Genomic DNA, 12,287 nt, shown 5'->3' on the forward strand with positions numbered 1-12,287 from the left:
CCGTTTTTACCCTTCTCTCCGTCTCTTTAATAAAATCAGCGCAAATGCAGGTGCCCCGATAAGTGAGGTGATCACCCCGATCGGCAGTTCCGATGGGGCAATGACCGTCCGTGCTACAAAGTCAGCCAAAATTAGAAATCCGCTTCCTATCAGTAATGACAGCGGAAGCAAATGTTTATGGTCAGGTCCCCAAATCTTACGGACAAAATGTGGAATGACCAAGCCTACAAAGCCAATCGTCCCGGAAACGGCAACGGCTGCCCCTGTCAAGATCGAACCGGCTATCAATATCCACATTTTCCGCCGCTGAACATTCACACCTAAGTGTTTCGCCCGGTCTTCCCCGAAAGTCATCGCATTCAATTCACTTGTACTCATGATCAAGATCAACGAACCAATGATAAAAAACGGCAAAATGATTGTGATATAATTCCATCCGCGCATTGAAACACTTCCCAACAGCCAGCCGATGATTTGTCTTAATTCCTCACCCGTCAGCGCAATCATCAATGAAATGAAGGCACTTAAAAACGAGCTGAAAATGATACCCGTTAAAATGATCGTTTCCACTTTCATCGTTCGATCCAATTTTTTTGCAAAAGTCAGTACAAGGAAAATCGTGAGCACTGAGCATAAGATGCTCAATGCCGGAAGAGTATATAAACCGATGAACGGCAGCGATATATTGAAGAATAATGTCACTACGGCACCGACCGATGCCCCTGATGAAATACCTAAAGTGTAGGGATCAGCGAGCGGATTCCGGAGCAGTCCCTGAAATGCCGCACCCGCAACCGCAAGTGATGCCCCGACCAAACCCGCAAGCAACACACGCGGCAAGCGGATGTTCATCACGATGTTCGTAAGCATCACATCCGGATCAGCAGAAATCGGTAAATGGAAAATCTCCTTGCCGATTATTTGTATAAGTACGGGAATCGGCACCGGAACCGAACCAAAGGAAATGCCTATCGTCATTGCGAATAACAAAAATAACAACGCAATCAAATAAGCAAACGTCCATTTAGTTGTCAAATAGGTTCGGATAGACTTTTTTGGCAAGTTCCTCTACTCCCTCTATCAGGCGTGGACCGGAACGGGTCACCAAGTCTGAATGGACATCAAAGACTTGGCCATTCTTAATGGCATTTACGTCTTGCCATCCTTTTCGGCCCTTCACTTCACTTACTGCGTCTTTCGTATAATAACCATACGTTGTAATGATGACATCGGGATTTGCAGCAATCATCGACTCTTCATCAATTTTTGCCCAACCGTCCAACTCAGCAGCAGCATTATCCGCTGAAATAATATTAAGCATCTCATTCATGAAAGTGTTTTTTCCCGGTGTGTATATTTCCGGTGAAGGCGAAACTTCCACTAAAACGGTCTTCCTATCCTCTTCCTTTACGGATTTGGCTTTTTCCTGGATATCCTTAAGCTGCGTTTTCATATCCGTAACGATTTCTTTTGCCTTATTATGTTCTCCCGTTGCCTGTCCAATCATTTCAATAGACTCATAGACTTGGTCAAAGCTTTGTGCATCATTGACAACGAGTACATCTATTCCAGCATCCTTAAGCTGCTGTAAACCCTCATTCGAATTATGGGCACTTGATGCATGGGCAAGAACAAGGTCAGGTTTCATGGAGACAATCAGCTCCGTGTTCATTTCCATTCCGCCAACTTTTTCAATTTCTTTCGTTTCTTCCGGGTAATTATCATTATCGGAAACACCAATGACCTTTTTACCCAAACCAAGTGCAAACACCACTTCCGTATTACTTGGTATCAATGAAACGATTTTCTCCGGTTTTTGTTCTATCGTTACTTTTTCCCCAGTTGCATCTTTAATCGTAATCGGGAAAGCTTCGTGTTGAGCATGATTCGTTTGCTGCTTTTCTTTTCCTTCATCAGTTGCGTCACTGCAGCCAACCATTATGCCTGCAACAAGCAACATCATCAGTATTAGACCAAAAATTTTCTTCATTTTCATTCCCCACAATCTTTTTATTTAATTTCTTTTCACCTAATAATCTCGGAAGATGCCCCCAAAACAAAAAGCACCTCCCGTTAAACGGAAGATGCTTGTATGGCAACAATATCATTACGGACTTCTTAGGATCTGCCACACACCTTCCCATCCGCGTAGGTTACAGGTGTACGAATTTTGGCAGGTCTCCTGGCTCATGGTCATCGTCAACGGCACCTTCCCATATCTCATACAGTGGTACACAGCCGTCAGCTTCCATATACAGTGGCGGGACCGCGCTGGCATTTCACCAGCTTCCCTTTTAAGTCATTACGACACCAAATCGTTCATATGTATATAATTTTCATTGCCTTCATTATACACCATGTTAGAATCGATTATTATATGATTTTTCTGACTGAGTTTGAAATGACCCTTCCAACTTCAATGACTTGAAGCATTTTCAACCAGTGAAGCAAACCCCTCGACTGATAGCCCGGGTGAAATCCGAACTCGATGCAGGACATGCATCCCTTGTTCCCTTGAAGCTCCCCCAGGTTCCGTAGTGACTGCCATCTTGTATCCAGCTTCTTCTGACAGCCTGAGACTCTCTTCGTTAAAACTCTATATCTTTCCACTATCATTCTCCTTTTTTCTAGTATAATAGTACCAGAAAACTAGAAGATAATAAAGTATTCCATTTAATGAAATAATAGGGAGACACGAGATCTTAGTGACATGCTGAGCATTTATGAGTTTTTTTTTCATAAGTATGTGCTATAAGCTTGAAAAGTTTGCCTATAAGAAATATAATAAATAAGTCGTCGACTTTTATATATGTCCCAGTAGCTCAGCAGGATAGAGCGACAGCCTCCTAAGCTGTAGGTCGTAGGTTCGATTCCTATCTGGGACGCTAATGTATGGAAGACCCTGTTATAGTGCGGTTAAAGCCGTTTTATAGCAGGGTTTTTCTTTTGGCTTAACTGAAAAAGGCTGTATCACGTATGTAGGATGAAAGCACTTCTGAACATTGGAAACAATGGTGATTCTATTCACTAAAAGTTTTCATTGTTTGGAGGTGCTTTTCTTTTTGGCTAAAAAAGTATTAAAACGTGGCAAACAGATAAAAGAACGGAATCAAACTGGTGTTGAAGATACCCATGCAATTGAATATACGCTGACAGAAGCATTAGATATCTTCCTTAGTGCTTAAGATCGCTGAAGGCGTTAGAGAAAGAACATTAGAAGAATATAAACGACATATCAGATACTTATCAGACTACCTATTGAAAAAGCATTCTTCCTTTAAGAATATCAGTGAGTTATCTTGCCATTTAACGAGCCCTCTATCACGAATTGTCCCCATCAGAAAAATCCCTCCTTTTCACACATAATATACGAACTAGTGTTCCTAAAAAAGACAGAAAAAAATTCCTTCCCCAATTAAGGAGAAGGATGTTCATAAGGGGAACCCTGTTCTGAAGCTTACCAGGTTAGGTTGTGCAATTCTAGGAGTCTGCACAATCATAATTTTATCCAATCTATAATTTTATATTCATTACATTACAATAAAAAAACCTCTCCAATTAAGGAGAAGGGCTTTTTAAGTGAAGGAGCTATATGAGTGGAAAAGCAATATTATAATACCTTATTCAATTACTTTTTATTCATCCTACAAAAAGATAAAACCCACTCCATAAGAGAAGATTTTACAATTGTTGAGACTTGTGAGGGCTTCTAACATTAGTATTGTAACCGTGTACAATCCTTTATATTCCTCGCTTTTTATTTTGCAGCAAACAATTCCGTGAAGGTAGCTTTGCCTGCCTTCTTATCTACAGTTATCTTTTTAGCTTTTGAAACTTATATAATGGCGACTCTGTAGCTTTTCCGAAGATCGAATCAAGTTTTCCGCAGTTTATGTTGAAGATGTTGTAACACCGTTTAAGGAATTTTTTATGAAGATTAAAAGTGGAGTTAAGATGCATATAGGACAATTTACTTATTTCAATGGGATTGTGAACAAGCTTATGAATAAACTTTATTTTGATGATGAATTTATATCTGAAGTTAAAAATATAAAATTATATAAAATAAAGCCCAACCATAAATCAGTTAGGCTTTACTTTATAATGATTTTTTTTTACTTCTGATTATTTTTCACCATAATTGAATAAATCTTTTTAGATGATATATACACAACATGAATTAATAAATATAAAACTAATAAAAAGGCTGAAACATAAATATAACCATTACCTTTTAATAGAATGTCACTCGATATACTAGAGTATACAAGAACATATAAATAGAAAAATGCAAACATTAATAGTGTTTCAGAAACGTAACTCAAAATTCCTTTTTTTAATATTAATATCTTTGAAAATAGAATGTCTACAATGCCAGTAACTACTACAGTTGTAATGAAAAATTTAAAAATAATTTTTATAGATGAAGTTGTGTTCTCAGAATTTATATATACATCTGATGTTAATGAAGCTATGTATACTACTAGGTAAAAACATAAAAAAGGTACAGATAAAATTGCTGCACACATTAAAGTTACGGTTGAAATTGCAAAAATATGATCTCCATGTGAATATTTTTTCGAATTTTTCTTACCCATAATTGGTATTCAATTCCCTTTTTGTATTTTTTTACTTTAAAAACTTACAATAAAAAGTAATTTATGGTAATATAGTACTGGTTTAAAAATACTACATATTTTTGGAGGTTTCAAGATGAAAAGAAAAAACTTTATTAAAGGCGTAGCTTTAACCACCTGGTAAGTCAGCTGAATCTTTAACTGAAATTATTTTTTGGCTAATATAAATAACAAATAAGAAGAGAAAGGTACTTTGAGTAGACTTTGCTTAAAGTCATCTTTTTCGAATTCGAGGTGAATTCCAATATCTTCAAAGTTTAATAAATTTATATTTTTTTTGATTCTAGTATCATCTTTAATATTTATTTTTAATATAATTCCGAAAAATAATGCAAAAGAGAAAGCAAATAATCACATTAAGCCAGATAATTCACTAGTAAGCAAAAAAGATAATTGGGGATATAAGGATACGGTAGTTAAACGAACTTTATCAAACAATAAAATTAAAATAGCTATTTTAGATAGTGGGATTAATAAAGAACATCCTGATTTAAAAGGACAAATTTACAAAGAGTTTAATGCTATTAATTCTAAAGAACCAATGAAAGATATATTCAATCACGGTACATCAATAGCTGGCATCATTGCGGCAAAAGATAATTCTATTGGTATTAAAGGCATTTCTCCAAAATCAAAAATTTATTCTGTTAAAGTTCTAAATGATAAAGGAGAAGGGTCTGTAGAACATATTATTAGAGGTATAGAATGGGCTATTAATGAAAAAGTTGAAATTATTAATATTAGTTTTGGTTTAAAAAATGACAATCAAAAATTAAAAAAAGTCATTAATAAAGCTACTAACAATGGAATAATAGTAGTAGCTTCTAGTGGAAATAATTATATTAAAGATGTTGATTATCCAGCTAAGTATAATAATGTAATTTCAGTTGGATCTATTGATCATGAGCATGAGCGAGCCAAATTTTCCCCAAGAGGAAAAATTGATGTTGTAGGTCCAGGAAGAGACATTCTATCTACTAATAACCTAAAAGATTATTCAATATTTGAAGGTACATCATATTCTACTGCTTTTGTAACAGGACTAATTTCTTTATATCTGTCTGAAAACCCTACTATAAAATTTGACCAAAAAGCTATTATTAACCTATTAAAGAATAAATCTTTAGACCTCGGAATAAAGGGTTTAGATAATACATATGGATATGGACTATTACAATATAAATAATTATTATTTTCCTTCTTAGGTTGACTTCGGAATTACTTCCTTTTTATTATGTTTAAAAACTAGAATAGTTCACTAATTTAAATCAATTTAAACATGCCCTCTCAAACGAGAAGGGCCTTTTTACGATGGAGGTACCATGTGGAGATAGTACAGTAATTTTATTGTCCATTCAATTTCTTATTATTCTCCATTTATTGTTTTGGGAATAATTCGGTGAAAGTTGCTTTACCTGCCTTCTTATCTGCAGTTATCCTTTTAGCTTTTTGGAAATTAGATAATGCTGATTCAGTACCTTTTCCGAAGATAGAATCAAGTGATCCAGGGTTAAATCCTTCCAAATAAAGTGCAGCCTGTAGGATCCAAGTAAGATTGCCTTTTGCACCTTTTTCGACAATGGCGATAGCCACACTTATCTTCGAACCCATGTACCGTACTCGTTTAAACTGAATTAAATTCCAATAATTTTAAAAGGTTAAGATATTATTAGGCATAAAAAAAACTTCCCCACAGTTAAAGAAGGATCTTAATTAAGAAATTATTAGTACAGTAATAAATATTTCAACATTCGTGAAGCTTCCGACTCGGTGATAACTCCATTATCTCGATTTCCTTCACCTCTTAGCTTCGTGTATGGACAAGGTATTAGGGGATTTAGGAATTAGGGGATTTAGGAATTAAGGCAAGTAAATAATTGCGGCATCTTTTGACAAGGCGCTATTTTTTTTTGCCGAAAATTTGCCGAAAAACTCGAGATAAACAACCGATAATTAAACCAATTTAAACATGCCACAAAAAGGTAATATATCAGTAGTTTACGGTACTAAAAATGACTATAACAGGCTATATGCTTACTTCTCCTAAGTTGTAGGTCGTAGGTTCGATTCCTATCTGGGACGCTAATTAAAAACCCTGTTACTACGCGGTTCTTCCGCGTAGTAACAGGGTTTTTTCTGTGATTTATGGGGCGGTTAGACAAAAGCCCTATAGATATAAAAAATCTGAGCCCTGTAAAACACAGAACTCAGATTTTTTATATCAAGATAACCTATATTTATCCTTCAAACAAATTTCCCATTAACTATACTTACTTTGAATCTAAACCTATCTCGTTGATTTTTTCTTCAAAAACAGGTCCGAAACTTTCAGAATAAGTATTCGTTAAATGTCTATTGTCCCGGTAAATTATAACATTACCAATAATGGGCTGAAATTTACCGTTTACCTTGAAGTAATCTGTTAAGTCAATTTTATGCAATGATTTATTCTCTTTTTCAAATTGTCTCCAAAAGCTTTCGTCTTTCTGATTATCTACTGAATTCATTTTTTTTGTAGTTTCTTCTAGTCCATCTGTTTCTAATGATTCCAGTACATTAAATCTATATCTTGGATCATCACGAACCGCTAACACTTCAATACCATATTCATCTTTAACATACTGCAGCTGATCGACCATCTGTTGTTGTATTTTATTATTGGGCGTATCAGAAGCTGTGGCATGAGAAATGACAAGATCTACATCTGCATCCTTTAGATAATCGAGAACATTATTGACCCAGATACCTTTCAAATCATCATCCGCATAACCTGTTGAAAAGCGTGTACCTGAACGAGTCATATTCAATACACGATAATTATCATCTTTTGTCGCTTTTAATATGGCACCTAACCAATGCTCTGAATGGGAACTGCCGATCAGGGCAATTGTAGCATCGTAATTTTCAGTTTCGCCATATTCCCCAATTTTCAAGTCACTTTCCTTTAACCCCTGATTACTGCCGTCCAAATGCGCTTTTGGTAAATCATCAAAGACTTCAGAATATGATGGAATTGGTTCTTGATCAGGTATATCGTCAGGGTTTTTTACAGCTAACGCTCCTGGATAATTTTTATCGTTTATATTATTTTCCAGCTTATTTTGATCTATATACACTCCAATTAAAAGAGATGCAATCAAGAGTACATTCACACTACCCATTATCCCGATTCTCTTGAATGAGAATTTATTGTCCTTTGAGCTTCGAATTGGTTCTTCTATAAATCGAGTCATTAAAAACGAAAGGGCAATTGATGAAATGATAATAAGAGTTCCAACGATGAATCCTGGAGTTTCCTGGACATTATAACGATAGAACTCCAATAATACCCAATGCCACAAATAGATTCCAAAAGCGATACCGCCTAGCTTCACCATTACAGGTGAACCTAAAAAGCGTTTGACACCATATTTCGTATCGCGTGTACCGGACAAAACAATGAATAATGCGCAGGTCATTGGCCATAAGGCAATATACCCTGGAAACATTTCAGATACATTGAAGACTATTCCAGTTAAAATTAATCCGATTAATCCGAGCCAGCCTATCACTGTAGCAATATATTTATTTACCTTAATTGATGATAAATTGATACAGAGCAAACTGCCTAAAGCAAATTCCCACATACGTGTCATTGTAATGAAATAAGCCCATGGCTGATTGACAGAAGTTAAATATATTGAATATATAAAAGAAGAAACAAATAATATTCCTAAAACAGTATTGATTAATGTTTTAACTTTAGTTAATTTATATTTTTTTATCAAAAATAAAATTAAAGTGAATATTAAAAACCAGATTAGATAAAATTGTCCTTGTATAGACAAAGCCCAAAAGTGTTCAACAGGTGTTTTCATTTGGCTGGAATCTAAATAATCCGTGCTCGAAAAAGCCAGTTGCCAGTTTTGGTAAAAAAACATTGAGGCAAATACTTCATGTATAGTTTTATCTAAAATCGATTTTGGTAATAAAAACCAACTTAAAACCAGAACGATTGCAAGAATAAAAAATACAGAAGGAAGTAATCTCTTCATTAACTTTGTGACATATGGCCGAAAACGATATTCCCCTGTTCGGTTGATTGTGGAAACAATTGAAGTGGTAATAAGAAAACCTGAGATTACAAAGAATACATCAACCCCGCCGGAAACACGATTAAGCCATATATGATAGACCGCTACCAGCAGTGCGGCAACAACGCGTAACCCTTCGATTTCGGGTCTGAATTTACTCTCAATATTAATTAATGGTTGATTCATTGATTCTATCTCCTACTTTTCGTCATGCATACAATTTCAAATTATATCATTTTACAATAATGATTTGTCAATATAGTAGAAAAGGTTCTTTAATTTTCACAAGTATGGATTTTTTCCCAACTTATCAACCAGGTCACCTTACAGAAATTGTACGTTGCCTGGGTACGTAGCCTACAGGAGAACGTTACTTTATGAAGAACATCAGTCCACCATGGGGCATTTTGGATATTTGGAAGCAGACGCAAACTCGGCATGTTACAACTTGTCGAGTTTGTTAACCGATAATGTCCTAAGAAATAGGCATTACTGTTAATCATAAGAACATCCCCGCACAAAAATATTGGCGAAAAATACAATTCAAACTGTTTATATATTTGCAGAAACATAATGAATTTTTGGATATAATCCTGCTTTTTTTTAAAATATATGTTTTAACCTGTCCCATCCGGGTATACAAATACTGTAAGACATTCTCACCAAAGGAGATGATGTGCATGATGAGTACAATCAGAAGCCAATGGAACAAAGAGAATGACGCAGCGGTGTTTAGTCCCGGTGATCAGCGTTAGAGTCAATTGAAGAGTTAGATGATGATCAAATTTGGGAATTACTAGTCTTCTCATCCAAAGGAGGAGGATACGATCATGAGTATTTACAGCCTATGGAATCCAGAGAATGATGAAGCAATTTTCAGTCCGGGTGATCAGAAGCCATTCAGTACGCTCATACGAGTAGATTCGGATAAACACACACACACTGACAAAACACTTGAATATGAATTACATGGCACCGTACTGAATGAAATTTAACAGATGAAGCAATATATGGAAAGGGATGGAGCGAGCGCTCCATCCCTTTCTGTCGTCTTTATCTTATCTTTTATACCATCATCAAGCGGCAATATTGTTGTCTGGAAAGAGGGCCTGCCGACAAGGAAATTTGCCCAGACGTGCTCCATGGAATTGACCCAGTAAAAAAGAGCCCTTCACCATGGAGCTAAAGGTGAAGGACTCTTTCTTTTATTTATCGAATTTCAGTTTTGCCAAGGCATCCGCCAATGCAGTATTGATCGGCTCTTCTTTATTTTGCTTTTTCATATAATTGGATACTTCATTTTTGGATACTTTTTGATTTTTATTTTGCCCTCTTCGTTTATTGTACGAAGAAAGTTTTTCGTGAAATCCGCATTTACAGGTGAATGTCTGTGCTTCTCCTTGACCGCGCATTTCCATCTTTTTGTGACATTGTGGGCATCTGGCATTTGTTACACGTGAAACACTTTTTTTGTGGCCGCATTCACGATCTTGGCAGACAAGCATTTTTCCCTTTTTACTATTCACTTCAAGCATCAGCCTGCCGCAATCAGGACATTTCGTTCCTGACACGTTATCATGCTTGAATTTTTGGTCACTATTTTTGATTTCATGGACGATATTTTTGGCGTAATCGCGCATATCGCCGATGAAGGCCTGTTTTGGCAGCTTTCCTTTTGCTATCGCAGTTAACTTTTGCTCCCATTGAGCTGTCAAAGCTGGAGATCGCAAGTCCTCAGGTGCCAATTGAAGAAGTTGTTTTCCTTTCGAGGTAACATGAAGGCCCTTTCCCCTTTTCTCGATCAGGAAGCTATTGAACAATTTTTCAATAACGTCAGCACGCGTTGCAACAGTTCCAATCCCGCCAGTTTCACCCAGAGTCTTGATGAGCTCTTTGCTTTCCCCTGCCATAAAACGAGCAGGATTCTCCATTGCCGAAAGAAGCGACCCTTCATTGAATGGTTCCGGCGGTTTCGTTTCACCCTCTGTTAGTTTCACAGTCGAAATGGTTAAACCGTCACCTTTTTGAACGTTCGGAAGCAGTTGCTCAGCAAGGCCATCTTTAGCTTCTTCCTCATCGAATTGGTGATCATAGACTTCCTTCCATCCTGATTTCAGGACGACCTTCCCTTTTGCCACGAATGTCTCCTGCCCCATTTTTGCGGTGATGGTCGTTTGTTCATATTCAAAAGGCGGCATCAATACAGCAAGGAACCTTTTAACGACCAAATCATAGATTTTCGATTCTTTGTCGCTCAGTTTTCCCGGCAGCGGCGTTTGCTCGGTGGGGATGATTGCATGGTGATCGGAAACCTTGCCATCGTCCACGAACGATTTATTGACCTTTATCGGGCTGCGCAGGATCCTCGATGCATACTGGGCATATGGTTTAATGCTTACAGCCTGTAACCTTTCTTTTAGCGTATCAACCAAATCCGTTGATAAAAAGCGTGAATCCGTCCTTGGATAAGTCAAGACTTTATGGCTTTCATATAAGCGCTGCATGATCGATAACGTCTCTTTCGCCGAGTAGCCGAATTTCTTATTGGCGTCCCGTTGAAGTTCTGTTAAATCATATAAAGAAGGGGCAAAACTTTTCTTATGCGCCTTGTTCACTTCAACCACTTCTGCACTTTTCCCCCTAACGGCTGCAAGAACCTTTTCTGCCTTGGTTTTATCAAATGTGCGGATATCTTTTGATTGGGCATCTTGCCAGATCAGGCGCAAATTTGATTCTGCAATTGCCGAAACGCCATAAAATTTCTTAGGCTGGAATTGTTTTATTTCTTCTTCTTTTTTTGCAATCATCGCAAGTGTCGGCGTTTGGACCCTCCCGCAGGATAACTGGGCATTGTGCTTCGTTGTTAGGGCACGTGTCGCATTCATCCCAACGATCCAGTCTGCTTCCGCCCTTGCTACAGCAGAGGCAAATAGGTTTTCATACTCCTTGCCATCCTTCAGATTTTTGAATCCATCTTTGATCGCTTTATCCGTTACAGAGGAAATCCAAAGCCGTTTGACGGGCTTCTTCACATTCGCTTTTTCGAGAATCCAGCGTGCAACGAGTTCCCCTTCACGGCCTGCATCCGTTGCAATGATGACATCCTTGACATCCTTGCGATTCAATTGTGTTTTTACTGATTGAAATTGTTTGCCTGATTGCTTGATCACGACCAATTTCAAAGTAGGTGGCAGCATGGGCAGGTCCTCAAGGCTCCACGTTTTATATTTTTCATCATAAGATTCCGGATCTGCATGGGTGACCAAATGACCCAGTGCCCAAGTGACGATATACTGTTCGCCTTCGAAAAAGCCATTACCCTTTTTCCCGCAATTCAGCACTTTTGCTATATCTCTGCCGACCGAAGGTTTCTCGGCCAGTACGACTGTTTTACTCATAATAACATCCTTTCGCTTTTAAACTGGTTCCTCTATTATCTCATATAATTTAAGTCAGGGCGATCATGCCGGCATGGCATTGATAAACAGATCGAACGGGACTCCCCGCACCCACATATATGTAAATTAATAGATTAGATAGCAATCCCGTGCAGATTTTAGTATGATGAAACGTAGGG

General features: G+C 37.3%; 9 protein-coding genes, 1 tRNA gene, 2 pseudogenes and 1 riboswitch. Of the genes and pseudogenes, 6 read left to right on the top strand and 6 right to left on the bottom strand.

The annotated features are described in order from the left end of the window. Window positions 1–6: 6 nt before the first annotated feature. The 3 genes and pseudogenes from J7E52_RS06745 to J7E52_RS26830 form a co-directional block, all read right to left on the bottom strand. The gene (locus J7E52_RS06745; RefSeq protein ID WP_286197518.1) at window positions 7–1,062 is read right to left on the bottom strand and encodes a FecCD family ABC transporter permease; all 1,056 of its coding nucleotides are present in this window, start codon (window positions 1,060–1,062) and stop codon (window positions 7–9) included. Continuing rightward, window positions 1,025–1,990: an ABC transporter substrate-binding protein gene (locus tag J7E52_RS06750; RefSeq protein WP_214744334.1), complete on the bottom strand. Its 966-nt coding sequence runs from the start codon at window positions 1,988–1,990 to the stop codon at window positions 1,025–1,027. The genes J7E52_RS06745 and J7E52_RS06750 overlap by 38 nt, the downstream gene beginning before the upstream one ends. A 165-nt stretch (window positions 1,991–2,155) precedes the next feature. Next, window positions 2,156–2,330, bottom strand: a riboswitch (cobalamin riboswitch). Between the two features lie 86 nt (window positions 2,331–2,416). Further along, a pseudogene (locus J7E52_RS26830) lies at window positions 2,417–2,593 on the bottom strand (polysaccharide deacetylase family protein); the annotation flags it as partial. A 218-nt stretch (window positions 2,594–2,811) separates the two neighbouring features. Here J7E52_RS26830 and J7E52_RS06755 point away from each other — a divergent pair. The 4 genes and pseudogenes from J7E52_RS06755 to J7E52_RS06760 all read left to right on the top strand — a co-directional run bounded on the left by J7E52_RS06755 (window position 2,812) and on the right by J7E52_RS06760 (window position 5,823). Next, window positions 2,812–2,885 (top strand) — tRNA-Arg (locus tag J7E52_RS06755). A gap of 177 nt (window positions 2,886–3,062) precedes the next feature. Next, complete coding sequence (locus tag J7E52_RS26835; RefSeq protein ID WP_286197519.1) at window positions 3,063–3,185, top strand: hypothetical protein; 123 nt, start codon at window positions 3,063–3,065, stop codon at window positions 3,183–3,185. 733 nt (window positions 3,186–3,918) lie between these two features. Next, a pseudogene (locus J7E52_RS26840) lies at window positions 3,919–4,035 on the top strand (helix-turn-helix domain-containing protein); the annotation flags it as partial. A gap of 879 nt (window positions 4,036–4,914) precedes the next feature. Further along, a complete protein-coding gene (locus tag J7E52_RS06760) occupies window positions 4,915–5,823 on the top strand; it encodes a S8 family peptidase (protein WP_286197520.1) in 909 nt (302 codons plus the stop codon). A gap of 191 nt (window positions 5,824–6,014) precedes the next feature. Here J7E52_RS06760 and J7E52_RS06765 read toward each other — a convergent pair whose 3' ends face one another. After that, window positions 6,015–6,248, bottom strand: a complete 234-nt coding sequence (locus J7E52_RS06765) for a peptidoglycan-binding domain-containing protein (RefSeq protein ID WP_214744336.1) — start codon at window positions 6,246–6,248, stop codon at window positions 6,015–6,017. A gap of 659 nt (window positions 6,249–6,907) precedes the next feature. After that, window positions 6,908–8,896 carry an acyltransferase family protein gene (locus J7E52_RS06770; RefSeq protein ID WP_214744338.1) on the bottom strand — a complete coding sequence of 663 codons (1,989 nt, stop codon included), beginning with the start codon at window positions 8,894–8,896 and terminating at the stop codon, window positions 6,908–6,910. Between the two features lie 644 nt (window positions 8,897–9,540). Here J7E52_RS06770 and J7E52_RS06775 point away from each other — a divergent pair. Both J7E52_RS06775 and J7E52_RS06780 read left to right on the top strand, forming a co-directional pair. Beyond that, window positions 9,541–9,705, top strand: coding sequence for a hypothetical protein (locus J7E52_RS06775; RefSeq protein WP_156404392.1), 165 nt, complete (start codon window positions 9,541–9,543; stop codon window positions 9,703–9,705). A 3-nt stretch (window positions 9,706–9,708) separates the two neighbouring features. Continuing rightward, window positions 9,709–9,870, top strand: coding sequence for a hypothetical protein (locus tag J7E52_RS06780; protein WP_214744340.1), 162 nt, complete (start codon window positions 9,709–9,711; stop codon window positions 9,868–9,870). Between the two features lie 45 nt (window positions 9,871–9,915). On the opposite strand, the gene J7E52_RS06785 is transcribed toward J7E52_RS06780, so the two are convergent. Then, window positions 9,916–12,108, bottom strand: coding sequence for a DNA topoisomerase III (locus tag J7E52_RS06785; RefSeq protein ID WP_214744342.1), 2,193 nt, complete (start codon window positions 12,106–12,108; stop codon window positions 9,916–9,918). Window positions 12,109–12,287: the final 179 nt, after the last annotated feature.

Source organism: Bacillus sp. ISL-34 (genome assembly GCF_018613325.1).
Lineage (GTDB): Bacteria > Bacillota > Bacilli > Bacillales > DSM-1321 > Peribacillus.

Excerpts from the sequence above, each read along its gene's own strand:
- J7E52_RS06765 (WP_214744336.1), bottom strand. The coding sequence starts at position 6,248 with ATGGGTTCGAAGATAAGTGTGGCTATCGCCATTGTCGAAAAAGGTGCA.
- J7E52_RS06780 (WP_214744340.1), top strand. The coding sequence starts at position 9,709 with ATGAAGCAATATATGGAAAGGGATGGAGCGAGCGCTCCATCCCTTTCT.
- J7E52_RS06785 (WP_214744342.1), bottom strand. The coding sequence starts at position 12,108 with ATGAGTAAAACAGTCGTACTGGCCGAGAAACCTTCGGTCGGCAGAGAT.
- J7E52_RS06770 (WP_214744338.1), bottom strand. The coding sequence starts at position 8,896 with ATGAATCAACCATTAATTAATATTGAGAGTAAATTCAGACCCGAAATC.
- J7E52_RS06775 (WP_156404392.1), top strand. The coding sequence starts at position 9,541 with ATGAGTATTTACAGCCTATGGAATCCAGAGAATGATGAAGCAATTTTC.
- J7E52_RS06750 (WP_214744334.1), bottom strand. The coding sequence starts at position 1,990 with ATGAAGAAAATTTTTGGTCTAATACTGATGATGTTGCTTGTTGCAGGC.